This is a genomic window from Peribacillus sp. JNUCC 23, assembly GCF_053653995.1.
Genome location: NZ_CM132202.1, coordinates 848,740 through 873,472 on the forward strand (window position 1 = coordinate 848,740; position 24,733 = coordinate 873,472).

Consider the following 24,733-nt stretch of genomic DNA (forward strand, 5'->3'; position numbering starts at 1 on the left):
TAGCCTCGCATATATTTTTCAAGAAATAGGCTGTGTTAAAGCTCATTGTTGATATTGGAGCACCATGTTGATTGGAGCGGAAAGCGAACGCCTCAACAGCCATGTTTAACAGAGCCAAGAAATAAGATATATAAGAGATACAGCCTTGGAACTCGCCAGCTGAAGCTATTACAACTGTTAGGTGAGCTCTTCCGAGGCTATTCTTTTATAGATAAGTAGGGAGTTGAAACAAATGATACCAGCAACTACGAAGCAGAACATACAGCCGAAACCAAGAAAATATAATAACAAATTTCGATTAAAAAATGGATTAATTGGTTGGGCTTTTATTTCAATAGCAACGGTCATGATCTGTTTATTTTATTTCTACCCAATGGTTCAAGCACTTATTCTTTCTTTTCAATCAGGTGCGGGAACAAATCTCCAATTTGTAGGTTTGGATAACTACCTACGATTATTTACAGATCCGGCATTTATAGCTGCTTTGAAAAATACAGTAATTTACCTCATCATCCAAGTACCAGTCATGATTATTTTTGCATTGTTTATTTCTGTTTTATTAAATAATAAGAAATTGAAACTAAAAGGATTCTTCCGAACGGCCATATTTTTACCGTGTATTACATCGCTTGTAGCATATTCCGTAGTATTCAAATATTTATTTGCTACAGATGGCATCATTAATAAAATGTTAATCAATGTTTCACTTATTTCAGAGCCGATACAATGGCTAACAGATCCTTTTTGGGCAAAAGTAACAATTATCATTGCAATAACATGGCGTTGGACAGGCTACAATATGATTTTCTATTTATCTGCTCTGCAAAACGTGGACCATTCCATTTATGAAGCAGCTAAAATTGATGGTGCAAATGCATTCCAACAATTCTTTAAAATTACAATTCCAATGCTAAAGCCAATCATCCTATTTACTTCTATTACATCAACCATCGGTACTCTTCAGTTGTTTGATGAAGTTATGAATATAACAAAGGGTGGTCCAGGAAATGCAACGATAACCATTTCTCAGTATATTTATAATCTATCATTCAAATATACGCCTGATTTTGGCTATGCAGCAACTGTCTCATATGCAATTGTTATCATGATCGTCGTCTTTTCTATCATTCAGTTCAAAGTAGCAGGTGATAAAAATGCATAAAATAAAACAAATATTCATTTATATTTTATTATCAATTTTCACTGTCATCTCCATCTTTCCATTCATATGGATGATTATTAGTGCAACGAATAAATCTATCGATGTTACAAAAGGAAGATTATTACCAGGAACTCATTTGGTAGAGAACATCCAGAATCTTTTGAGTACGGTTGACCTTGTTCCTGCTTTAATAAACTCAGCAACCATATCCATTGCAACGACCATTTTATCCCTAATCATTGCATCTCTTGCTGGTTATGGCTTTGAAATATATAGAAGTAAGGCAAAGGATGTTGTATTTAATATTTTGCTTCTTTCGATGATGATTCCTTTTGCTGCACTAATGATACCGTTATTCCGAATGTTTGGGACAATCTCTCAAATTGCACCTGGGATTGGTATTGATACATTAACATCTGCAATGTTACCAAGCATTACAACTGCTTTTCTGATCTTTTTCTTCAGACAAAATACAAAGATGTTTCCAAGAGAGCTACTTGAAGCTGGAAGAATAGATGGTTTAACAGAGCTTGGTGTTTTCTTCCGTATTTATGTACCTACGATGAAAACAACATATGCAGCAGCTGCCATTATTACATTCATGGCAAGTTGGAATAATTATCTGTGGCCACTTGTTGTTCTACAGTCTCCTGAAAACCATACGATTCCATTGCTCATATCTAATCTTGGTTCAAGTAATTCACCTGACTTTGGGATTATTATGACATCCATTGTGATCGCAACTTTACCAACAGCACTGATCTTCTTCTTGCTTCAAAGACATTTTGTAGCAGGTATGATGGGATCTGTAAAATAAATAACCAACGTCTGATAGAAGAATAAAAAGGAAGAGTAGGCATATGACAAATACACAAGCGTAAGCTCCATCTATTGATTGGCTTACTGATTTAAATGTGCTTGCAGTTAACAAAATTCCGGTACATTCTGATCATGTGTACTATACAACAATAGTAGAAAATAATAGGAAGAGGAGCGGGAACAAAATATATATATTCACCTTAAAATAGGGACAAAATGGGACATTACAAAAAATAATAATAAAATGAGGTAAAATCATTTGTTATTTAATCTGGTTTTACCTCGTTTTAAATAAATTAAGATTGAAGTTAGTTCATCCTATCCAATTATTGCTAAATTCGCATTCTATATGTGGTTAGAACTACAAACCCGCTCATTTTCAAAAAAAGAAGTAAGCGGGTTTTAAGCGTTCTACAAACTCACTCCGATGTCGTCAGGGATGCCTGAACATCCGGACTAATTGCCGGTTGAGGATAGTTAATTTGTTCATCGAATTCTACCCAGTCGAGATTTGCCATCATCAGCAGAAAGCGTTTACCGGTGGAAGGGTCGCTGATGATGAGGTGGTCACGACCAGCCGTTTCTACGCGTCCGTGGTAAACCATTGCATTCCATTTGCTGTTACCTTGATAAGTAAAGTAGAATGTACCTACCTTACCTTTGTTGAAGCGTAGGATATTTTCGATAAATGATTCTTCCATCGTGCCTCCCCCAAATTGCTGCCCAGTCCCGATAGGAACCACTGGAACACCGTACGAGGGTCCAGATGGCGTATTCGCTGGGAAGCCAGCAGGTTGTTGTGCGCCACTAACTCGCATCATGGAAGTTGGATAATAATTCATTGGATTATAACTAGAGTCTCCACAAGTCATGAGAAGATCAGCTCCTTTTTAATTTATCTATAAAACTCTGGGCAATAGCCCGGTACCGCAACATAGAAGCAATGGTTCTTGTGCGAAAAGTCGAACTTCGTCATTGGGGATCTTGGCATCGTTTCGGTACAAGGAGCTCGGTACTTTTTCCCTGGACTGGGGTTAAAAAACCACAAATTCATTCTTGAACGAGGTTCCCTATGACCCTGTAACAAATTCCTAGCCCTCTGGAGGTCAGCTTCGTCGGGACGTTGCGTATACAATGATCCATTTAAGACAGGCTCGAAGTGAGGGATTCCAGTTCCGGGTATGGTTTGATAGATCGCATGTCTGATATTGCGCAACCCTTTGAAGTCAGGTGCACAGTCAGCTTCGACTCGATTGGCTACAACCGATCCCACCATGTTCATCCCTTGAACTCCTTCACCGCTCGCTTCCGCCAGCATGAGCCTAGCTAACTCCTCTACGTCACGTGAGGTATGTTTTATTCGTCTACCCATTTTCTCACTCCTTTGGCCTATACAGATAACTTATTACCTGAAGCTGGTTTTGGTAACTTGCCTATCAGCCCAAATACTTCGATTTCATCAGTTGGGTATATACCGATCAGTATCTTACTAAATATAGCAAGTGGGCCGGAAATGAAATTATCATATTATAGATCTGGTAGAATACTAGAACATAATGAAGAAACACACCAATCATTAGAGAGAATTTTTACAAACTTAGAACGCTAATAATAGAATAGCGTTTCTTGATATTTTGAAATTTTTTTTGGGGTAGCTGCTATGATAAAAATGACAGCCGATCAAATGAAGGTAAGAATGAACAGCAGCTAATTTAGTTTCTAAAGAATACTTTTTCATAAGAAAACTGCACCTTCAATTGTTAGTTGTGTCTAACAATTGAAGGTGCGGTTCAAAATTCTACGCCTTGATTGGCCTACTTATTCTAAAAAGATTACTACCAAGTTCATTTAACGCAATCGCTGCTAATATAATAGCCGTGCCTAACCACTGAATCGGCATTACCGCTTCTGATAAAATAAGGCTGGCTGATAGGATGGCGATCGGTAATTCAATGGATGTTAATATATTGGCGACTCCACCTGAAACCAATGGTGCGCCCACTGCGAAAAATAGTGGGGGAAGGACTGCACCAAATAGCGAAACACCAACGGCGGTCGTTAATAAGTTTGCCTCCAATGGCAGTACAGATGAAATGTCACGCATGAATAGGACAAGTACTAAGATGGTTGACCCAGTTGCCATTAAAGAAGTCCGAATCAATGGGTCTACATTTACAGCGACCTTTCCACTGAAAAAAATAAATCCGGCATAAGTGAATGCAGATAGAATACCAAAAAGGAAACCTTTAAAAGGTAGTCCTTGTATGTCGCCATTTAATATATTGGAAGCAAAAAAGACCCCAATCAAAATTAAAATGATGGACAATACGGTTACAGGGGCAGGCTTTATTTTACTAAAAATCCATTCTAAAATAATTCCTATCCAAACGAATTGAAACATTAAAATGATGGCTAATGAGGCCGGTAGATATTGCATCGCACCATAATAAAAAATACTTGTTAATCCGATAAAACAACCGGTTATCATAATTTGAGGAAGATTTTTCTTATTTAGCCCTTTAAAGCTGGGGCGTTTAATTAGAGTGAAAGACCATAATAATAATGAGGAAAAAATCATTTGAACGATATTAATTTGGCCAAGTGAGTAGCCGTAGCTAAACCCCAATTTAGCAAATATCGGTGTAAAACCAAAACATCCAGCACCTAATAATACAAATAAAATACCTTTATTTAATTTCATTGTGAAACCTCCCAGAAGCTCAAAACTACCGAACTATTATATCAGAAAAATGACTGCCTTGGGTAAATACTTTGTTTCTGGATTTAAACAAGTAGCGGGTGTATACGTTCCCTATCTGTTAGAAGATAAAGACAACGATATTATAGTTATCAATACGACCAAGTTACATAGCGAACTATGAGGAAAAGGAATATCGAGTATATCGTTTTACATACAGGTGGAGTTACGCCAGAAAAGCTTCAAGTCATATGTGAGCATAATAAAAATGAACCTGTCCCTACGCCCCCAAAAAGAAATTATCTACGAAGATGGAGCTAGCACAGAAAATATTATTCTTAAATAAAGCATATTGTAAAGAACAGGAGAGCTTATTAAGTTCTCCTGTTCTTTACAATATGCTTACAATATCTTTACTTTATATCCAAATAATAACCATTTTCAAATGGTACTATATACTGGGGAAATAAGAAAGAGTATACTACTGACGGAACGCCGTATGCGGTGAAAGTCGCACGTACGGTGTAGGCCCGAAACGAAAGCCACAAAAATGTGGTATAAGACGGGAATAGCAAAGAACCAGCATTAAAACCTACTTTACAATATTCTAGTGGTAACAATCTTTTAAAGGTATCACAAATTGCTAGATATGAGAGTGGAAAAGGAGCAGCAGGAACAGAAATTTTGGCTTATGATGCTAAGACTCAAAAAGCATTTGTAACAAATGGTGCGGTTAGTGGATTTGATATTTTATCATTTGCTGATTTAGAGTCTGGTAAATTTACAGAAGTAGCATCTCAAAAACGTGTTCTATTATCTGAGTTTGGTATTGAAAATGTAGATAGTATTACAAGTATTGCTGTACATCCTACAAAAGATTTAGTAGCTGTTGCTGCTGTAAACAGTTCGAAAACAGACAAAGGATACATTGTATTTGTTAATAAGACTGGGGAATTCCTATCTAAGGTGCAAGTAGGGGCATTACCAGACATGGTGACTTTTACCCCAGATGGGACAAAGGCACTTGTAGCCAACGAAGGTGAACCAAACGATGATTACTCTGTAGATCCAGAAGGTTCTATCTCTGTTATTGATGTAACGGGTGAACCTGTAAAATTTACAGTTAAAGAACTTAAGTTTGCGGAAGATTTACTGGATGAAAAAGTTCGTGTTTCTTCAAAAGGTACAAAATTACAACAACTTGAACCAGAATACATCACCGTTTCTGAAGATAGCAAAACAGCATACGTTTCAATGCAAGAAAACAATGCCATTGCAACGATTGATCTTGTAGAAGGAAAAATTGTTGATGTAAAAGGTCTGGGAGTAATTGATCATTCTAAACCAGGAAATGAAATGGATGCAATTAAAGATGGTGAAATCAAAATCGAAAAACAGCCGATTTTAACTTACTATCTACCAGATGCAATTAGTACTTTTACAGCAGGTGGAACGACGTATATCATCACTCCGAATGAAGGAGATACCCGTGATTGGGATGGTTATTCAGAGGAAAAGAAAATCGGCAAATTGGGTGAGATTCAATTAAATGAGAACAATTATGCAGGTTATACACAAGCAGAATTAGCTGTATTCGACCTTAGTAAATTAAAAGATTTTAAAGTTACAATTGAAAGTGGAAAAAATCTTGGAACTGGTAAATACGAAGCATTATATGGCTTTGGCGGGCGTAGTTTCTCCATTTTCAATGCAGACACGATGGAATTGGTTTATGACAGTGGAAGTGAATTTGAATCAATAATTGAACAAGCCGCTCCTGATTACTTTAATATTGACAATGAAAAAGTAGCAAAGGATGACAGAAGTAGCAGTAAAGGTCCGGAACCAGAAACAGCTGTAACAGGCATAATTGATGAAACTACTTATGCATTTATCGCTTTAGAACGTTTCAGCGGTATCATGGTTTATGATTTAACAAATCCAGAAGCGCCAAAATTTGTAACATTGCTTTCAAGTCGTGATTTTTCAGTAACAGAATTTGCTGGTGACCTTAGAGGCGACGATGCAGGTAAATTTGCAGGAGATGTTTCACCGGAAGGATTGCAATTCATCCCTGCTGACCAAAGCCCTACAGGTAAAGCTTTATTAGCTGCAACTCATGAAATTTCAGGAACCGTTGCAGTTTATGAGTTTGAATAAGTCATTAGTCATTTCTCAAGCCTTATTAAGATATTGGTAGGTACAAAGAAGATTTAAGAAAACTCTGTAGAGAGAAATCTCTACAGAGTTTTTTTGAATGGATTTGTTACGAATTGTCGAATGTATATTAATTATAGTATGAATCCGACTTGGCTAGGCAGCAATCGTTGCTTTGTCCATGAAAGTCTAAGGGAAATAGCTGAGTGGCTGATGTCAGCCGAAAACTCGTTTTCGGTCATTCAGACGAAGGCTGAATGAAAGTACCTTAGAACCTCATGACTTTAGTCATGAGAGGTTCAGAAGCTCATGTTAAGACCGTCAACTAACTATAATTTTCGTGAAAAACTGACAAAAAAATTAGATTCGTTATATAGAGAAGAATTTGACTACTCATTTACTGAGAACGACCCTAATTTGGACATTCATATTTTTACCACTTATCTGATTTATGGAATGATAGGCTTGATACTAGAATGGATTGAAAATAACTTTCAACAATCATCATCATATATGGGAGATCAACTTATCCGTATCTATAAATCTAATACACCGAAACTATATGTGAGTAATCAAGGCTAATTAGAGCTGCATGTCATTACTTTAATTTACAAATGCGTGGTCAAACTCCCTCGTCATTAGACGGTACAAGCTTGTAGCCTTACCCTTAAATGTCCATGCTTGTATAATGATGACCTAGGTGTTTCTCATATTTTGGCACTTTGCCATTTGGATGAAAATAGAAATAGTCGTCAGTCAGATATTGCGAGAACTTTAAGACTAACTCCATCGACTTTAACACGTTTATTGTTTGCAATTGGATTAGTGCGATATTATGATCTTTTTGACTCCTTTTCGTTTAACATCCCTTTTTTTATGATGCTTATCGGAGCAATGATTTCATTTATTGCTTATATCATTTGGGAGTTCATAAAAACAACAGATAATGTTGGATATACGGTGAATGTATTATAATTGAATATATCCATATTTATCACGATAATAGAGAAGTAATTGGAAGCGAACAAACTAGTTGATTTAAAGAAAAATTTTATAAAATTAGGAGGTAATCATGGGGAAATTAGTTCATTTTGAAATTCATGTAGATGACATGGAACGAGCAAAGAAGTTTTATGGAGAGGTGTTCGGATGGTCTTTTCAAAATTGGAGTGATTATGCTGGTATGCCTTACTTTGGAGCCGTGACTGGTGATGAAAATGAACCAAGAATCGATGGAGCTTTGATGCAGCGTCAAAGTGCTCCTCCAGAAGCAAATCAGGGGTTAAATGCATTTGCTTGTACAATGGGAGTGGAAAACTACGATTTAACGGAAACTAAAATTATTGAGAATGGTGGCCAAGTCGCAATGCCTAAATATGCCCTGCCTGGAATGGCGTGGCAAGGATACTATATGGATACCGAAGGCAATATATTTGGAATTCATCAACCAGATGTGAATGCAAAATAGACTTCAAGCATGAAATCACATAATGCAGTAGGAACTCCAAGATTTCCTAACGTATAGTCATTTACGGCTACATGAGCATGCCTTTCCAACTGAAGACAGTTCCCGCATCCAAATGGAAGAACTGTCGGTACAGCTGGTGTTTACATAATAATCATTACTAAAAAGGCTTCGTATCTTAAATGATGGGAAGCCTTTTGGTGGTTTTGCAGCATACTAAGAGTGAAAGTGTGAAAATTGCCTCCCACAGAATATCGGCATTTTTTTAGTAGAGATATCGAATGTTAATAAATCTTCATCAAAGTTGATTTTGGGGACATTAAACGATCTGTAAGTTCATAGTGTTAAGAGAGATTGTGGAAAAAGGTATATACTACAAAGGTTTATATTTAGCTTTCGGGTTAAAGAGATGTGATTTTTGAGGGAAATATTTTGGTTGATTTTTATGAAAAATGCTTGTATGAATTGCATTTATTTATAAGAAGTCGTTAAGTAGAGGGAATGTATAGTATGAATAAGGAATTAATAAAAAATGCCGATGCGTGCTATCGATTGGCGGAGAAAAAGGCTGTTCAATATTATCAATCACTTTATACGCAAGTTATGCAAAAGACCTATGTACCTACTTTGACAAAAGATATTCGGTCCTGGAAACAGAATCACATCCATCATCATTCATTCGTATCCTTTTTTTTGCGCGATAAGAACAAAGCTGATTCTCGGGAGTATCACAATTATATTAAATGGCTGGATTACACAGATAAACTAGATAATTACCTGGATCGCAGCATCTCTTATATTTTCTTGCGGGATCTAGGCAAAGCTTTGGACTCATCTGACACACAGACAAGGATTCGACGTGTCGTTGACCGTTTAAAAACACACCTGACTCATTCCACCTCAACCAATCGAGGTAACAATTCGGAGATGTTTAGCATGGCTGGGATGTATCGGAAGGCCCAGGAGGAAGGTGTTGAATCCACGATGATTTGGGTGATGGACAAACTAAAGACTGTCTCTTCCAATATTCCAAAGGGAATGGATGCAGAGCAAGCCCAGCGAAAACTTATCAAAATCATGGCTGGGGTAATCATGCATGTGGTGGATGAGATGGGCGATGAAATATCTTCTGAAGAACGTTCTCAGAAACTTGATGAGGCTATTCGGTTAGGGTATTTCTATGGTCTGACCTATCCATTCATTGACGATCTTCTCGATGCCAAAGTCTTATCCGAAAAAGAGAAAAGACAATATTCCGATTTAATACGTACCACACTTATCACAGGTGCTGTTCCGGAATTGGGCGAGTGGACTGGAAAAAACTCAGATCTAATCCGCTATATTCATACGGAACTCCGAGATGCCTTTGAGTATATGAAGGCCTATCAGCGACCAGAGACGAGAAAAAATTTTTTCGAGCAATCCTATGTGTTTTTTCATTCTCAGGAAGTGGACCGTATAAAAGAACTATCCAATGCAAATTACACTAATGAAGAGCTTTATATCCCGATTATTTTAAAATCCTCTTCTTCCCGATTAATTGTCCGTTCAGTAATCAGTGCTTCTTTTGACGAGGGTTTTGACAACCGAACATTCTTTTATGGGATTTACAATCAGCTTGCTGATGATTTTGCAGATATGTTTGATGACATGAAGGACGGTGCGGTAACCCCTTATACCTATTATATGAAATATCATGATCAACGTCCGGATCTTATAAATCCATTTGAATTATACTGGACGGTCATCTCCCATTTGATCCATAACGTGTATCATTCAGATACGAAGACCTGTGAAGTGATTTTAGATCGTGCGATAAATGGCCTGAAACGATTTAAAGAACGAATGGGAACCAAAAAATACAATGAAATTATGGAGTTATTTGCTCCTGAAAATCCGAATTTCAATCGTGTAATCCAAAAAATGGTTCAAAAAGCGGATGATGTGGATTTCTTTGATAAATTGCTTCGGGACCATATGCTTACCATCCTGAAAAATGAGCGGAAAGAGCAGGAAGAATTTTTAGATACGATCGAAACCGTACGCAATCAGATCAACAACATCTTACATATCCCTAGAACCGATTATGTTTCTTTGATGAAAGAGGACCCGATCATTGATGCTGCAAATTATAGTTTAGTAGGCGATGGAAAGCGGTTGAGGCCAATTGTGACTTGGGTGATGGGTGTTCATGTATATGGATTAGAAAGATCAGCAATCGTTCCACTTCTAAGATCATTGGAGTATATGCATACCGCATCCCTAATCTTCGATGATTTGCCATCCCAAGATAATGCGTCCATCCGTAGGGGGCGGCCAACCCTCCATCAAGTGTATACCATTGCGATAGCTGAATTAACCGGTCTCTTTCTGACCCAGAGGGCAACCGGGGAACAAGCATCTCTAGATCAGTTCGATTCGAAAACTGTACTTAACTTGATTCAATATTCGGCCCAAATGACAGAGGATATGTGTAAGGGACAAGCAATGGACTTGAATTCTAGAGGGAAACAATTGACACTGGAACAATTGAATATGATAAGTTTTTATAAAACTGGGATTGCATTCGAAGCTTCCCTCGTCATGCCTGCCATTCTCGCCCATGCCAATGAGGTAGAAATTGAAGCTTTGAAAAAATTTGCTCAGCATGCCGGAATTGCGTTTCAGATTAAGGATGATCTGCTTGATGTTGAGGGAGATTTGAACGCACTTGGAAAACCAATTGGAAAAGATGCTGAAAACAACAATAAAACTTTTGTGTCAATCCTAGGTGCTGCAGGTGCTAGAAAAGCAATGTGGGAACATTATTGTCTTGCGATGGAAGCGATGCACGAGATACCCCGGAAAACTCCTTTTCTGAAGCATCTATTAAATTATATTGTGAACCGGGATCATTAAGAGTTTGTTATACGTAAAATGTAGATAGAATACCGAGGGGTTTATTCACTCTGGGAACAAGGGGACAGGTTGAACTACACCTAATTGTTAGTGTGTGTCTAACAATTGGGGGGCAGTTCAATTTCCTGTCCCTATGTCCCTGATTAGAATTTATTTAATGCTTCAGAAATTAGATCCTCACCAGACACAAGATCAAATGAACGATTAAACGTGTTTTCCGCTGTTAAAGTGGCCATAATTGTTTTAGCTACGTCTTCACGTGGAATAGATGCTGCACTTAAATTTTCGGCAATTGAAACTTTTCCAGTAGCCGGTTCATTCAAAAGACCTCCAGGACGAATAATCGTATAGGTTAAGCTACTTTGTTCAAGGATTTTATCCGCATAGTGTTTGGCAGCCAAATAATGTTTTATACTACTCCAATTTTCTCTTCGATTAGCATAAATCGCACTTACCATAATAAATCGTTGGATGCCAATTTTCTCAGCAGCTTCTATCGTTTTAGCTGCCCCATCCAAATCGATCAAGATTGTCTTGTCTGCGCCTGTATGACCACCAGATCCCGCGGTGAAAACAACGGCATCACAACCTTTTGCAGCTTCTGCAATTTCTTCCACACTACCTTCTAAATTCGCAAGCTTTGCTTCTACTTCGAACTTATCGAAATCTTTTGCTTGTTCTTCCTTTCTAACCATAGCTCTAACTGTATGTTCATTACTTTCTATTAATAGATGTACAAGATGTTTACCAATTTGTCCGTTTGCTCCAACAACAAAAACTTTCATCTCGATCAAACTCCTTCTATTCTATTTGTGCTTCGTAATGATTAGTGGAAAATTCGATCAATTTCTTCTCTTTTTTAGCAAATTTAAGAGCTTCTTTAACCACCTCTTCAAATGCATGACTTGCCCAGTCGATTTGGATTCCTTCTACCATTAAAGAAAAACCCATCTTTAGATCGTTTTTGGTTTTTGTATCTAATGGGGTTGATTTACACCCATTGAACAATTTCATCTAGATTTTTTCTTGTTTTGGGTCTTCTAGGTTCTTCCTTACGATACCCAAAAGCCGCCATTACTGAAGGTTTTAACTTGCCATTTTCTAGTAAATCTTCGCTTTCAAGAAGGGAATGAACATCATCAAAGTTGAACCCTTCTATTGGTGTAGAATCAATGCCAATTTGTGCAGCCGCCGTCAACATATTTGCTAAAGCAATATATGTTTGTTTAGATGACCAATCAAATAAAGTACGCTCATTTTCTAAGAGTTTCAATTTGTTTTCTTGGAAACCTTTTAATGAACCTACTAACATCTCGAGAAACTCATCAGGCATTTTTTGAACAGATTTTATATGATTGATAATATATTCCGAATCATATCGAACATCCGTGCGAGCAAGTATAATGACAAAATGACTTGCTCCTCGAAGTTGACGTTCTGCACCTGAAGCTATTTTCATTAATCGTTGTCTTAACTCAGGGCTTTGAATAATTAAAAATTTCCAAGGTTCAAAACCATATGAACTAGGAGATAATCTACCTGCTTCTAAAATGAAATTGAAATCGTCCTCTGAAATCTTTTTGCTTTCGTCGTATTCTTTTGTGGCGAATCTGAATTGGAATGCTTCCAAAATTTCTCGTTTTTTTATCACTGTGTTTAACATACTCCACCTCTTTCATTCATTCATTCATTTATTGAGTTGGATTATCGAGTATATTTATATAGAATAACGATAGCATAAATTTTAAAGTAATCCTATTTTTTTACATTGTTATAAAAATAGGACTATTAATAGAAATATTTCATTTTATAGAATCGTCTAATTGCACAGGATTCCTGTCCCTATGTGCTCATAGGTTGGTAGTTAAGGAACTGCCAAAAATGGGTGGGAAGGTGACGGAAAATCAAGTATTAACACTAGAATTGTACAACATACTTTTTCTTCAGCTAAAGGAGGATTGATCATTCGGATCTTGATATCTGCAACTGGATCAATAGGTCTTTAGACAGTTGAGCCATTATTGCGAGTGAACTTTGATGTTTTGCATATATGGGAATCAGGGATAAACCCAATTGGCGCCATGAAGCAACTTCGTCCTTATATCTCACATTTTCACTTTAAAAATATTGCCTCACGTGAACAACTTGGTGTTTTTTCTCCAAGCAATGTTTATGCTGCATCGGGGTCTAGAGATGGGATGGTACCATTGTTTGAAGGTGCAATTAATTATGAGGAATTCCTAGCAAAAGTACTTCCAATCATGGAGGTAGATGCTTCATTGGAATGGTTCGGATCGAATGTGAAGAGCGTATTAGAAAATGATGTTCAAGAGGTTAACAAGGCGTTGCAGTTGATGCAAATATGAAGTAAGGTTGTTTAAAACATATATGAGAATCATTTGATTCAATCTAAATTAAAAGCATCTCTACTAACTAGTGAACTACACCGCCAATTGATAGATATGTCTAACAATTGGGGTGTAGTTCACTTATTAGAGGAAAAGGGTCTGCTTTTTATGTTATTTAAAAATCAAAGTTGTCTGGATCTGGTCCTACTCGATGATTTTGATTTAGCTCGTTAATTAGCTGCATCTCTTCTTTAGTTAGTTCGAAGTCGAATACAGTTGAGTTCTCAACAATTCGATGTTCCTTCGTGGATTTTGGAATGGTTACAACGCCATTTTGTAAATCCCATCGTAAAATAACTTGGGCAATAGTCTTGTTATACTTATTTGCAATTTCTTGTAAGACTAGATTATCTAATAATTGACCTTGCATTAAAGGTGACCAAGCTTCTAACTGAATTCCATGTTCTTGGCAAAAGGCTTGAATTTCTTTCTGAGTTAAACGTGGATGGTATTCTACTTGATTGATCATTGGTTTAATTTCGGCATCATTCATTAAGTTTTCAAGATGGTGGACCTGGAAGTTACTTACTCCAATAGCCTTTACTCTTCCTTCTTTATAAAGAGTCTCTAATGCACGCCAAGCTTCCTTATATTTACCTTCTACAGGCCAGTGAATAAGATATAGATCTAAATATTCAAGATCAAGTTTCTTTAGGCTTGTTTCATAAGCCGCTATAGTTGATTCGTAACCTAGATCAGAATTCCAAACTTTCGATGTAATAAATAGTTCTTCTCTAGGGATACTTGCTTCTTTTATCCCCTCTCGGATAGCTTGACCAACTCCTTCTTCATTTTCATAAATGGCTGCTGTATCAATACTACGGTACCCATGTTTAATTGCAAATTTAACGGCATTAACTAATTCAGGGCCTTCTTCTACTTTAAACACCCCAATTCCAAACCAAGGCATTTTTACACCATTATGCAAAGTAGTTGTATCTTGTATGTTTTTAATCATTATAAATAACCTCCAATTATTATTATGAGAAATGAGATCGTTCTATATTTGGTGATTTCACACATTTATTACTTAGGAAACCACCTCCTTCAATTTATCCCTTTTTTGGTCATTTCCTTCAAGAGATGCACTCCAACCTGCAAGGATGGCAGCCATCAGTACCATAAGTGCTCCTACCCAAGAGGTGTGAATCAGTCCAATAGAGTCTGTGATAATACCACCTAAGTAGGATCCAATTGCAATTCCGGCGTTAAACGCAGCAATATTAATGGCCGATGCCACATCTACTCCAGTAGGTACAAATCGTTCTGCTAACATGACCACATACACTTGTAATCCCGGCACATTCATAAAAGCTAGAACCCCCATTAAGAAAATGGTAATCAATCCTGCTATTTTAAATGGCGCCGTAAACATCAGAATAAATAGTATCACCGCTTGTACAATAAACATGTAAAATAATGCCCTAATCGGATTGTGATTAGACAGCTTTCCACCTAACATGTTGCCAATAGCGATCGCAATACCATATACAAGAAGAATCACAGCAACTGTTCCTTCTTTAAAGCCTGTTATGTCCTGTAACATGGGAGATAGATAAGTAAAGACAACGAATGTTCCTCCATATCCTAAGGCAGTAATCATAAATAAAAGTAATAAGCGACCATTTGTCACTAATTTGAACTGATCACGAAACGTTGTACGAGTCCCTTTTCGTAAACTAGATGGAACTAGGATGCTATTCGCGATTAAGGCAATAATTCCAACTATAATAATGATGATAAAGGCCATTCTCCAACCAAATTGTTGTCCCATAAATGTTCCCAATGGTACACCTGTTACAGTGGCTACCGTGAGTCCTGTAAACATAATGGATATAGCACTAGCTCTTCTGTTTTCTGGTACTAAATCTGCTGCAATGGTAGAGCCAATGGACATAAAAACTCCATGTGAAAAGGCAGAAATGACACGAGCAATAAGTAACACACCAATGCTTGTCGCACTAGCAGCAATACTATTGCCTATAATAAAAATAACCATAATCCAAAGTAGTAATGATTTTCGTGACATACTAGAAGTAATCGATGTTAGAATCGGTGCCCCAACTGTTACTCCTAATGCATATAAGGAAACGGTTAAGCCTGCTGTCGTAACAGATATTTGTAAATCATTCGCTATTAATGGTAATAGACCTACACTGATAAATTCTGTTGTTCCTATTGCAAATGCACTTATAGCTAAGGCTAATAGCGCTAATGTACTTTGTTTTTTATCTAAAGACATTTTTCTCCTCCTTAATAATTTGGTCATGGATGAACAATCTTGTTTTAAGTAAACTAAAAAATAATTACATTAAAACTCAACCGATAAATGCTATTATGATACATATGAAATCATTAGAGAAGTACGTACTTAAAAGTACTATAGGAACCTAAAGGTGCTATAGGCACTTTTAAGTTCCTATACATGTGGAGGAATTATATATGAAGAAAAAGAAATACAATATTTCAGTAGAGGCGACACTTGAAGTGATAGGGGGAAAGTGGAAATGTGTAATTCTATGTCATCTAACACACGGTAAGAAACGAACAAGTGAATTGAAACGTCTTATGCCTGATATTACACAGAAGATGTTAACTCAACAATTACGTGAATTAGAGGTAGATGGAGTCATTAATAGAATTGTTTATAATCAAATTCCTCCAAAAGTGGAGTATGAGCTAAGTGAATATGGCTGGAGCTTACAAGGTATCTTAAATTCGCTTTGCAATTGGGGAGAAAAACATATTATCAAAGTGTATGGCGATACATTGGATGTCTTGGAAGAGAACGTTCTAAATGAACATCTAAAATAATGAACGAGGGAATTTGAAAAGATTTCTTAACAATTCTGTATAAGCACCCGATTGATGCTGTATCAGAATTGTTGCTTGCTTTGCTATCCTACTCCTCTATGGTTCAGGAACGATCCTGATAAAAACATGTTTCGAAAAGTTGAAAAATAACATTGTCTAAATTGAAGAAAATAAATAGATTTTTTTCAGTTATAGATAAAGTCTTTAATAAGCGAGAAGGAGATTGGACGTATCCAGTCTCCTTTATTTTCTATAGGTAAGAGATCATAGATGTACGCCTCTAATTACGATCAGAGGAGTTATCTGTTTTGTTTATTGTTTTTAAGGAAGCATAAAAACGGCTTGTATTGAAAATGGAAATAGTACATTATTAGGATATTTTAGGTGGCAACTAGGGGGAGACTTTCAGAGCGTTACCTCCTCATTCGACTCCTTGACATACCCCTTCATTTGCTAAATAATTTGCTGCAACATAACCTGCTAACAAGGACAATATCCCATCACGAAAGTTTTAAGGGATTATTAGAAAGTAAACCGAAAGTTACTAAAAACTAAGATTAGTGAAAAGGGGAGAATCATGGGAACGGTTAGCCAATTCCTTCAGCTGAATTATCTGAATAATTGATAGTTTAGGTGGTCTGTTACCATCTGAAAGATCCTTTTTCACAGCAATGTTCCCATAACCTCTTTATTGAGTGCTATTTTATATACAAAATGAATATGGCGTTATCACGCCACCATTTACTATAAATATAAAGGATTAGTCTTGTACCACGCTACACCCACCTAATCACAATGGTGGCGGTGAGGAGCCGGATTTTGGGTGCTTTCAAGGTACAATGAGTAGACCTGCTAAGTAGATTGGCTATATTAATAAGTCGCGAAGCCCCGCCCCATGTCCTTCATACAAGAGGAGAAGCAGATCACTGTAAAGCTCTCCATTTCATTCATATTAATACCTTCCGTGGAACGTCTTGTGAAACGAATGTTTTTGGGCGTCAAAGTGACAGTAGTTTTTTGAAAGCGTTTTCGATTTTAGTTGACATGATCGAATTTCAGAATTATTCTATAAATATATAATAATTCTGAAAATACAGAAAATATAAGATGGATGAAAGTTGCAGGAGAGTGTTTAGTATAAGCCACCGAAGGAGCAAACTTCAATAAGGCCCTTGAAGTGAATCTCTCAGGTAGAAGAAACTGCAACTGGACACGCCTCTGGAGAGAGCGTATGAATCGATACGCCACCAAAGGGGAAAGGCTCCAATGAGCTAAACTCTCAGGTAAAAGGACAGAGAAGGGCAGAGAAAAACAGAATGTTTTTCTCTGTCCTTTTTTGTTGTGCCTGCAATTTACACGATCATCATCACTGAAGAGACATAGTTAGTTTAATGGATATTTAACCAAAAAGGAGAGGTTTACCATGAAAACAAGCTATAAAGGTAATAATAGAATGATGACGGGGATTGTGTTTGGGGTGCTTACTTATTGGCTTTTCTCACAGTCACTAATAAATGTGATGCCGGAAGTTCAGTTAGATATGGGAATTTCATTGGGACTTTTGAATACAGCCATTAGTTTATCCGGTTTATTTTCAGGCATGTTTATTGTAGCAGCTGGAGGAATATCTGATCGAATTGGACGCAAGAAAATTACGACTATTGGCTTACTATTAAATATAATTGGTTCACTTTGCCTCGTCTTTGCACAGGAGACGGTCCTCTTAATGATTGGGCGTGTGATTCAAGGCTTCTCGGCAGCGTGTATTATGCCTGCGACGATTGCTTTGGTGAAAACCTATTTTGACGGTGCTGATCGACAAAGGGCCTTAAGCTACTGGTCTTTTGGATCTTGGGGCGGCATGGGCATTTGTTCGTTTGCTGGAGGTTTAATTGCTACGTCTTTGGGATGGCGTTGGATCTTTATTTTTTCCATCATCTTCACTTTGCTATCTATGTTTTTAATTAAAAATGTACCAGAGAGTAAAGCAGAACAAAGTCATTCATCAAAATTTGATTTTTCTGGCTTTGTTATCTTTCTCCTAGTGATGGTCGCTTTAAATGTTGTCATTACACGTGGAGAGGACTTCGGTTGGACAAGCCCCATTTCGTTAACGTTAATGGCTGTCACTGTCATAGGCGGTTGGGTATTTTTAAACGTTGTAAAAGGAAAATCTAACGGATTTATCGATCTTTCTTTATTTAAAAATAACTATTTTACTGGGGCTACGGTGTCAAACTTTTTACTGAGTGCTGTAGCGGGAGCACTTATTGTTGCCAATACCTATGTCCAAATGGCAAGAGGATACAGTTCTTTTCAATCTGGGTTATTATCTATTGGCAATTTAGTTGCTGTATTAGTGATGATTCGTGTAGGAGAAAAAATATTACAACGAAGTGGTCCAAGAAAGCCGATGATCTTAGCTTGTCTTTTAGTGATGGCTGGAATTATGTTAATGACCTTAACAATCTTACCAAATGCGATTTATTCCGTTGTTGTTTTTATTGGTTTTACCGTGTATGGGATTGGACTTGGGCTTTATGCGACACCATCTATAGATACAGCCGTAGACAATGTTCCGACAGCAAAGGCAGGAGAGGCAGCAGGTATTTATAAAATGACTAGTACACTTGGCAGTTCATTCGGTTTAGCGATATCTGTGACTGTTTATAGTGTAGTTGAAAAGGCTGGAAATATGGAAGCGGCTGCAAGTATAGGGTTGCTGGTAAATGTTATTTTTGCTGGACTAGCTTTACTAGCTATAGTAGTTGCGATTCCAAAAGAAGGTGTCAAGAAATCAATAAAAGGGAGGAAGGCTTCTTGAACTACATTGAGTCATGTACCATAAAGAAAGATAATGGGGAAGAAAAAATTGTAGGAATAGAAGTATATTGGAAATAAAGATCAAAAGTAAATTTCATTTAAATCCGAAGTTTAATGGAAAAAAGAAGGAGAATGCTTGATATACGAAGCGTTTCCCCTTTTTCATGTACTATAAAATAATGTTTATAAGAATTATTTGTGTTATTGCCCATCTTTTTAATAACTATTTAAAAAGCGGAATTTTTTTCAGTACAGCACAAACTGGAATGGCTACACAGATCCCCACAACGTTTTGAACGATGTTTCCGGGAATAGAGGCCGCTGGTATAATCCAGCTACTAAATAGTACCCCTTCACAAATGTAATAACCAGCTAACATAAAAGGAGCCGAAATGATAGTAGCAAATAGATTGAAACCAATACTATTTCCGTTGCGGCCTTTCGACCAGGCGATTTTCCCAACTATATATCCTTGCAAGCCGCGAGCTAAAATAGTGAACGGTGCCCACAATGTCCAACCAGAGATTAAGTCAAATAACCCCATTCCAACGGCGCCAGCGATGGCGCCTTTTTTAGGACCAAATAAGATGGACCCGATAAAGAGCATAGCTGTCCCCAGATGAACTAAACCGCCATTTGCCGTGATCGGTAGTTTGATATTTAACAAGACCGTGGCAACGAATACGAGTGCAATTAACATTGATGTTTGAATTAAATCGAAAGTACGTGTGTTTGAATAACTCGTTGTTTTTTGCATAGACATAAACCTTTCTTATCTTTTCTTTATAGGCATCAAGGGAGAAGTGCAAGGTTGTCGTTTCCTTTGAAATCTAGATCGCGTACGTCTTCAACAGGGTTACCTTAATGATAGTCAACACTGCAACGGACTCCTGCTATCAGTCAGAACGAAAAATTATATAAACCCTTCACCATGGATACCGTTATCGAGCACTTGGACATGATAAACGAGTTCAGTCCATACAGTGGTTTCCGATGATAGCAGCATCCTTTCCCCTTAATTCCGTTTATTTACTGAAAACATTAGCAAAGGATTGGTATATTTAAAAGTGTCAATTTAGCTTAAAACTTAGGTGCCAGTTTATAGAAAACCGGTAAAATATTTTTATATGCTATCTGAATTTTGTGGTGGCAGTAACTTTATCATTTTCCGAAAGAAGACTCCTTCCTCAACGAATGAGAAAGGCATAACCCAATGAGTAGGTGAGAGATGAATTTCGGTAGGCGTTAGCCTAAATTGTTGAGGAATGCGAACGTTTGTGCTACTGTATATTTGTACAAACGCTCTTTGAAAACTGAAGATAGGAGGTTACAACAGGAAAATCGTCTGTTGCGTAAAATCTTCAACGTTCTAATCGCTCCACACGTATCGAAGTAGCGAAAACCAAGCAGAGTAGAGCGTGCGGTGAGTCCAACGTGCAAGATACTAAAAGTTTTCACCGTAGGGACTATGGTAGAGCCTGTTCAATAACTGGTGGGTAGTTCAACAGAGTCAGATATTGCACAAGACGTTGCTGATAAATGGATCTCAAGCGGTGAAGAACTGAGAATGTCAGTGGGCCGGAGTTGTTACTGTTGACTTTTAGGGAATCGCCTAGACAATGAATTTTCCAAAAGTAAGATTTCCAATCTGCTTGATATGGTAAAAAATACGATTATCGGTTCTCCAGGATGTTAGGGAACTAGGGGACAGGTACATTGACCCTCAAATATTTCATTTCGTAGATGTCTAATGGGGCAGTCCGAGCTCACTGAAAAAGTGCTTTTCTTTGAAAATAAATAGGTCCATCTCTTTTCTTTAATAAACTGGTAATTAAATTAAATAGAAACAGTATTCAAAGAGGATAGTATGCTTGCTATCCTCTTTGAGTACTGTCATGGAAAGATAGGTGGATTCGTAGACCTGTTTAAAAATTTACGATGAATTAAATCTCTAAATGAATAATACCAAAAGGGCTCTTTGATCAAAAAAGGCTTTAGATTTCTTTTATTCTTTGAAAGCATGAATGGTAAGCTTTACATCATCGATTCGTTTACAATTAGTATGAGTACGTCGATTCGAAATAACACAACATAATTATTAGTCGTTATGCCAACATAAGAAAAACTAAATTGAGAGAATTGAGAGGATATCATTCACTATGAAAATCAATCAATTAATTGCGAACAATATTAACAAATTAGATGCAGTACTACCAGTAGATAAATCGTTAGGAATTGCTGGTTTGTCTGGATCTGGTAAAACAACTTTTTGCCAAACAATTGGTGAAGAATCTAAGAAGCGTCTCGTTTCCTTATTGCCAAAGGCTGAATATCAGTATTTATTTCCTAATATAATGGAAACCAATTTCAGTGCCATCAAGATGGAAGAAATGCCTTTAGTCCTGTTTCTCGGAAAATCAGCCATTTCTGCCAATCCACGTTCAACGATTGGCACCCATACGGGCGTTTTTAAAGACCTCCGCGTGCGGCTTGCTGAGAAATTTAATCTTTCTCCAGAAGTGTTTTCATTTAATAATGAATTAGGCTGGTGTCCTAAGTGTAAAGGACGCGGTACTACCCAAAATGTCGAATGTAAAAAGTGTGAGGGCAAGCGCTATAATCCAGAAGTTGAGCAAAAAAGAATAGAATTATTGGATCAACCACATAGTATTTCCGATATCAACAACTTAAACATTGAATTGATTCTTTCCCTTGCAGAAGAATTACATATTAGTGAAGCAAAACAGCATATTCTTAAAAATATGATCAATATGAGTATTGGTTACTTAACATTAAATCGTATTATGGGTACATTGTCAGGTGGAGAATTAACACGACTTTACTTGGCAGAATTCATGGCAGCAAGTGAAAATACCGTTATTATTATTGATGAAATCTCCGTTGGGCTTGATCACCAAACACTATTGCAAATTTTGGAACAGATTAAACAATTAGGCTATAAAAATCAAATTTGGCTCATTGATCATTCAGACACAGTGCTCGATACAACGAATGAGCAATTGTTCTTTGGTCCTGGTAGTGGGAAATATGGCGGGAAAATCGTGGAAGAATCACCACGCCCACAACCAATCCATTGGGAACGAAATCAGGCAATACCAACAGAATACTATCGATTTCATGATCTATATTGCCGTAATATTCAAATGGCTGAAATTCAGATTCCTCAAAATAGACTTGTAACCGTTACGGGTGAGTCTGGATGTGGTAAATCTACACTTGTCAATGAATGTATAGCCAAAGATTTTCTGAAGCGATATCCAAAAGATAAACTAGTTATGGTAGGTCAAGATCGAAACCAATCGATTACCAGTCGGTCAACCGTTGCGACTTTTCTTGATATTAAAAAGAAACTGACAAAATATAGTGAAGATATTGAAGATATTTTTCAGCGCTCAATTGAAGATATTATTGAAGAACTACCAAATCAAGACATCGCTCATAAACGCTTGAGCTTACTGATTAAACTTGGACTGGGTTATTTGACGTTGGAAAGAAAAACACAGTCCTTATCAACTGGTGAATTTCAATGTGTTCATTTAGTTTCGGAGCTGTTTGCTAACTCGAGAAACCCACATACGCTTTTTATTTTTGACGAGCCTTCAAAAGGTTTATCACAAAATATTTTAAACCAATTCATTGATAGTATTAGGGGCATTCTGCAAGATGAATCCGTCTCAATCATGATGATTGAACATAATTCTTACATGCTAGAAAGCTCTGACTTTATCGTTGATTTTGGTAAAAGACAGCATGCGTCTGTAGAACATCTTGAGGTTATCAGTCATGATGATTATTATCGCCAAAAAAACAGTGCAGATAGAGTTGACCCATTGTATCTTTCTTCCACACTCAAGCAGCAAAAGGGTATTCACTATTTAGAAGAAAATCAGATTGACTATTTTAAAAATGCAGAGAACCTTTATAAGGGCGGCATCTTAAAAAGCTTATCATCAATGGCTCGATTGATTTATGGTGAATATGAATCTGAAACCATTGCACCCGTCATCGCCATTGATTTTGAAAGACATTTGTATAGTCAATATAGTTTTCTCTATGAAATTGGCGGTCTAATCAACCATATTGTGGCGGCGCATCCAACCAATAAAGATACAAGAAGCTTCGATTTCTATGATCAAGATAATCATTGTCCAAGCTGCTTGGGCCGCCGGATGATTGAAAAATTTGATATTGATGTTGTCATTCAAGACAAAACCGTACCATTTTGGGATGGCCTATTGCATTCAGACGTGATGGAGGTATTAAAATATTATCAATATCCGAAATTGCAATTCCTTTTTGATGAGATCAAGAATGAACTTGGTCAAGATATTAGTAAAAGCTATCATGAGATGACAGAAGCAGAGAAGCATACCTTTTTATACGGGTATTGGGAAAAGTCATTCTATGATAAGAAAGGCAAAGCGCGGAGGACGTGGGATGGCTTTAATAAAATTCTTGGGATGTATATGTCCATTTCGAAATCGATTATTAAAGAGCATATGAAAGCGTCAAAAGAGATGATTACCTGTCCAATTTGTCAGGGCGCCGTGCTAAGCCATCATAAAAAGCTCGAATTTGGCGACACAGATATTCGTGAGATTATTCATCAGCCGCTTGATCAGGTTTTGAAAATGGTAGGTGAGTTACCGGAACTCGTAAAAATGAAATCGATTGTTGGCGGCGAGATGGCCTTGACGGAAGATGTCTCCCTGTTGCCTAGGGAAACACAAGTCGCACTGAAAATGCTTGAACTGGAACAGGCAAGCTTTGCCCACTATGAAATGGTATTACAAAATGTCTTACCATTCTGGGACAGAATTAAAGGAAACATCGAAGCTATAAGCAGTAAAAATCTGATAACAATTTGTGATTTTGCCAATATTGACGAAACAAGAGAAACAATTATTGATAAGTATTTCACCAATGGCAAATACAAAAAACTAACGTATGTTTATGAAGCATTTGGTTACAAAAAAATTGTTACCCAAATAAATAAGATTAAAAAAAGTCATCCATGCCCATTCTGTAAAGGGAAGAAAGTCATTTCAGAAGATGGTCTCCATGACGGTGTGTACAAATTATCGATACCATGTGTGAGTTGTGATGCAAGTGGTATCAATGAAGAAGGGCGTAAGGAAATCGTCGATGGTTTTGACGTGCAAACATGGCTAACTGGCAAAGTACGTGATGTTGTGGCTGAGAGCTTAATAAATGAGGCTGTTAGTGATATTCCAATTTTTAATCGTATTCGCGAGTTGAATAAACGAGATATGATGGCGGTTTACCAATGCATTGAGCAGAACAATTAAAGTAGAATGATTCATACAAGCCGTATTAAAAAAAGCTAGATGTCAGCTAGTGATTATTACTCATTTGCAATAATGAATGGCAAATGAGTTTTTTTTGCTATTCTAAAACCGGAGCCTGTTGGTTAAAAGAATATCTTGTACAGGTGTTTTTAAATGTTA

Annotated in this window: 20 protein-coding genes, 1 pseudogene and 1 riboswitch; of the genes and pseudogenes, 12 read left to right on the forward strand and 9 right to left on the reverse strand. The window is 37.1% G+C overall.

Going from position 1 to position 24,733, the window contains the following annotated elements; all coding sequences use genetic code 11:
• Window positions 1-232 precede the first annotated feature (232 nt).
• Both JNUCC23_RS04090 and JNUCC23_RS04095 read left to right on the forward strand, forming a co-directional pair.
• Entirely contained in the window at window positions 233-1,162 is a 930-nt protein-coding gene (locus tag JNUCC23_RS04090) for a carbohydrate ABC transporter permease (RefSeq protein ID WP_253722645.1), read from the forward strand.
• A complete protein-coding gene (locus JNUCC23_RS04095) occupies window positions 1,155-1,979 on the forward strand; it encodes a carbohydrate ABC transporter permease (protein WP_062184137.1) in 825 nt (274 codons plus the stop codon). Before JNUCC23_RS04090 ends, JNUCC23_RS04095 begins: the two co-directional genes overlap by 8 nt.
• A gap of 421 nt (window positions 1,980-2,400) precedes the next feature.
• Here the strand turns inward: JNUCC23_RS04095 and gerQ are convergent, their stop codons facing one another.
• The 3 genes from gerQ to JNUCC23_RS04110 all read right to left on the reverse strand — a co-directional run bounded on the left by gerQ (window position 2,401) and on the right by JNUCC23_RS04110 (window position 4,682).
• Window positions 2,401-2,682, reverse strand: a complete 282-nt coding sequence (gerQ, locus tag JNUCC23_RS04100; RefSeq protein ID WP_403074431.1) for a spore coat protein GerQ — start codon at window positions 2,680-2,682, stop codon at window positions 2,401-2,403.
• 194 nt (window positions 2,683-2,876) lie between these two features.
• On the reverse strand, window positions 2,877-3,353 hold the full coding sequence (locus JNUCC23_RS04105) for a cell wall hydrolase (protein ID WP_062184132.1): 477 nt from the start codon (window positions 3,351-3,353) through the stop codon (window positions 2,877-2,879).
• 426 nt (window positions 3,354-3,779) lie between these two features.
• The gene (locus JNUCC23_RS04110; RefSeq protein WP_403074429.1) at window positions 3,780-4,682 is read right to left on the reverse strand and encodes an EamA family transporter; all 903 of its coding nucleotides are present in this window, start codon (window positions 4,680-4,682) and stop codon (window positions 3,780-3,782) included.
• A 681-nt stretch (window positions 4,683-5,363) separates the two neighbouring features.
• Here JNUCC23_RS04110 and JNUCC23_RS04115 point away from each other — a divergent pair.
• From JNUCC23_RS04115 to JNUCC23_RS04135, 5 genes are all read left to right on the forward strand, one after another.
• Entirely contained in the window at window positions 5,364-6,839 is a 1,476-nt protein-coding gene (locus JNUCC23_RS04115) for a choice-of-anchor I family protein (protein ID WP_454214457.1), read from the forward strand.
• Window positions 6,840-7,145: 306 nt separating this feature from the next.
• Window positions 7,146-7,418, forward strand: a complete 273-nt coding sequence (locus JNUCC23_RS04120; RefSeq protein ID WP_062184086.1) for a TetR-like C-terminal domain-containing protein — start codon at window positions 7,146-7,148, stop codon at window positions 7,416-7,418.
• 132 nt (window positions 7,419-7,550) lie between these two features.
• A complete protein-coding gene (locus JNUCC23_RS04125) occupies window positions 7,551-7,811 on the forward strand; it encodes a hypothetical protein (protein ID WP_454214459.1) in 261 nt (86 codons plus the stop codon).
• 97 nt (window positions 7,812-7,908) lie between these two features.
• Window positions 7,909-8,304: a VOC family protein gene (locus JNUCC23_RS04130; RefSeq protein WP_062184079.1), complete on the forward strand. Its 396-nt coding sequence runs from the start codon at window positions 7,909-7,911 to the stop codon at window positions 8,302-8,304.
• A gap of 507 nt (window positions 8,305-8,811) precedes the next feature.
• Complete coding sequence (locus JNUCC23_RS04135; protein WP_454214461.1) at window positions 8,812-11,199, forward strand: polyprenyl synthetase family protein; 2,388 nt, start codon at window positions 8,812-8,814, stop codon at window positions 11,197-11,199.
• Between the two features lie 143 nt (window positions 11,200-11,342).
• Here JNUCC23_RS04135 and JNUCC23_RS04140 read toward each other — a convergent pair whose 3' ends face one another.
• The 3 genes from JNUCC23_RS04140 to JNUCC23_RS04150 are packed head-to-tail and all read right to left on the reverse strand — an operon-like array spanning window position 11,343 to window position 12,862.
• Window positions 11,343-11,984 (reverse strand): SDR family oxidoreductase, encoded by a 642-nt coding sequence (locus JNUCC23_RS04140; RefSeq protein ID WP_454214463.1) that lies wholly within the window; start codon window positions 11,982-11,984, stop codon window positions 11,343-11,345.
• A gap of 16 nt (window positions 11,985-12,000) precedes the next feature.
• Window positions 12,001-12,135 (reverse strand): hypothetical protein, encoded by a 135-nt coding sequence (locus JNUCC23_RS04145; protein WP_454214465.1) that lies wholly within the window; start codon window positions 12,133-12,135, stop codon window positions 12,001-12,003.
• A gap of 55 nt (window positions 12,136-12,190) precedes the next feature.
• The gene (locus JNUCC23_RS04150) at window positions 12,191-12,862 is read right to left on the reverse strand and encodes an NAD(P)H-dependent oxidoreductase (protein ID WP_454214467.1); all 672 of its coding nucleotides are present in this window, start codon (window positions 12,860-12,862) and stop codon (window positions 12,191-12,193) included.
• A 364-nt stretch (window positions 12,863-13,226) separates the two neighbouring features.
• On the opposite strand from JNUCC23_RS04150, the gene JNUCC23_RS04155 reads away from it, so the two are divergent.
• Window positions 13,227-13,565, forward strand: coding sequence for a hypothetical protein (locus JNUCC23_RS04155; RefSeq protein ID WP_403074416.1), 339 nt, complete (start codon window positions 13,227-13,229; stop codon window positions 13,563-13,565).
• A gap of 157 nt (window positions 13,566-13,722) precedes the next feature.
• Here JNUCC23_RS04155 and JNUCC23_RS04160 read toward each other — a convergent pair whose 3' ends face one another.
• Window positions 13,723-14,565 (reverse strand): aldo/keto reductase, encoded by an 843-nt coding sequence (locus JNUCC23_RS04160; protein ID WP_062184068.1) that lies wholly within the window; start codon window positions 14,563-14,565, stop codon window positions 13,723-13,725.
• Window positions 14,566-14,637: 72 nt separating this feature from the next.
• The gene (locus tag JNUCC23_RS04165) at window positions 14,638-15,849 is read right to left on the reverse strand and encodes an MFS transporter (RefSeq protein ID WP_454214469.1); all 1,212 of its coding nucleotides are present in this window, start codon (window positions 15,847-15,849) and stop codon (window positions 14,638-14,640) included.
• A gap of 200 nt (window positions 15,850-16,049) precedes the next feature.
• Here JNUCC23_RS04165 and JNUCC23_RS04170 point away from each other — a divergent pair, with 200 nt between their 5' ends.
• Both JNUCC23_RS04170 and JNUCC23_RS04175 read left to right on the forward strand, forming a co-directional pair.
• Window positions 16,050-16,421 (forward strand): winged helix-turn-helix transcriptional regulator, encoded by a 372-nt coding sequence (locus JNUCC23_RS04170; RefSeq protein WP_062184061.1) that lies wholly within the window; start codon window positions 16,050-16,052, stop codon window positions 16,419-16,421.
• 1,111 nt (window positions 16,422-17,532) lie between these two features.
• Window positions 17,533-17,634, forward strand: a riboswitch (glycine riboswitch).
• Window positions 17,635-17,844: 210 nt separating this feature from the next.
• Window positions 17,845-19,245 carry an MFS transporter gene (locus JNUCC23_RS04175; RefSeq protein WP_454214471.1) on the forward strand — a complete coding sequence of 467 codons (1,401 nt, stop codon included), beginning with the start codon at window positions 17,845-17,847 and terminating at the stop codon, window positions 19,243-19,245.
• A gap of 222 nt (window positions 19,246-19,467) precedes the next feature.
• Here JNUCC23_RS04175 and JNUCC23_RS04180 read toward each other — a convergent pair whose 3' ends face one another.
• Window positions 19,468-20,001 (reverse strand): ECF transporter S component, encoded by a 534-nt coding sequence (locus JNUCC23_RS04180; protein ID WP_172796875.1) that lies wholly within the window; start codon window positions 19,999-20,001, stop codon window positions 19,468-19,470.
• Between the two features lie 747 nt (window positions 20,002-20,748).
• Here JNUCC23_RS04180 and JNUCC23_RS04185 point away from each other — a divergent pair.
• Both JNUCC23_RS04185 and JNUCC23_RS04190 read left to right on the forward strand, forming a co-directional pair.
• Window positions 20,749-20,931: pseudogene (locus JNUCC23_RS04185) on the forward strand (DNA alkylation repair protein); the annotation flags it as partial.
• A 472-nt stretch (window positions 20,932-21,403) separates the two neighbouring features.
• Window positions 21,404-24,574 carry an ATP-binding cassette domain-containing protein gene (locus tag JNUCC23_RS04190; protein WP_454214473.1) on the forward strand — a complete coding sequence of 1,057 codons (3,171 nt, stop codon included), beginning with the start codon at window positions 21,404-21,406 and terminating at the stop codon, window positions 24,572-24,574.
• The last annotated feature ends 159 nt before the right edge of the window (window positions 24,575-24,733 follow it).

Coding starts and splice junctions, on each gene's coding strand:
- JNUCC23_RS04090 (WP_253722645.1), top strand. CDS start 233: ATGATACCAGCAACTACGAAGCAGAACATACAGCCGAAACCAAGAAAA.
- JNUCC23_RS04095 (WP_062184137.1), top strand. CDS start 1,155: ATGCATAAAATAAAACAAATATTCATTTATATTTTATTATCAATTTTC.
- gerQ (WP_403074431.1), bottom strand. CDS start 2,682: ATGGAAGAATCATTTATCGAAAATATCCTACGCTTCAACAAAGGTAAG.
- JNUCC23_RS04105 (WP_062184132.1), bottom strand. CDS start 3,353: ATGGGTAGACGAATAAAACATACCTCACGTGACGTAGAGGAGTTAGCT.
- JNUCC23_RS04110 (WP_403074429.1), bottom strand. CDS start 4,682: ATGAAATTAAATAAAGGTATTTTATTTGTATTATTAGGTGCTGGATGT.
- JNUCC23_RS04120 (WP_062184086.1), top strand. CDS start 7,146: ATGTTAAGACCGTCAACTAACTATAATTTTCGTGAAAAACTGACAAAA.
- JNUCC23_RS04130 (WP_062184079.1), top strand. CDS start 7,909: ATGGGGAAATTAGTTCATTTTGAAATTCATGTAGATGACATGGAACGA.
- JNUCC23_RS04135 (WP_454214461.1), top strand. CDS start 8,812: ATGAATAAGGAATTAATAAAAAATGCCGATGCGTGCTATCGATTGGCG.
- JNUCC23_RS04140 (WP_454214463.1), bottom strand. CDS start 11,984: ATGAAAGTTTTTGTTGTTGGAGCAAACGGACAAATTGGTAAACATCTT.
- JNUCC23_RS04145 (WP_454214465.1), bottom strand. CDS start 12,135: ATGGTAGAAGGAATCCAAATCGACTGGGCAAGTCATGCATTTGAAGAG.
- JNUCC23_RS04150 (WP_454214467.1), bottom strand. CDS start 12,862: ATGTTAAACACAGTGATAAAAAAACGAGAAATTTTGGAAGCATTCCAA.
- JNUCC23_RS04160 (WP_062184068.1), bottom strand. CDS start 14,565: ATGATTAAAAACATACAAGATACAACTACTTTGCATAATGGTGTAAAA.
- JNUCC23_RS04165 (WP_454214469.1), bottom strand. CDS start 15,849: ATGTCTTTAGATAAAAAACAAAGTACATTAGCGCTATTAGCCTTAGCT.
- JNUCC23_RS04170 (WP_062184061.1), top strand. CDS start 16,050: ATGAAGAAAAAGAAATACAATATTTCAGTAGAGGCGACACTTGAAGTG.
- JNUCC23_RS04175 (WP_454214471.1), top strand. CDS start 17,845: ATGAAAACAAGCTATAAAGGTAATAATAGAATGATGACGGGGATTGTG.
- JNUCC23_RS04180 (WP_172796875.1), bottom strand. CDS start 20,001: ATGCAAAAAACAACGAGTTATTCAAACACACGTACTTTCGATTTAATT.
- JNUCC23_RS04190 (WP_454214473.1), top strand. CDS start 21,404: ATGAAAATCAATCAATTAATTGCGAACAATATTAACAAATTAGATGCA.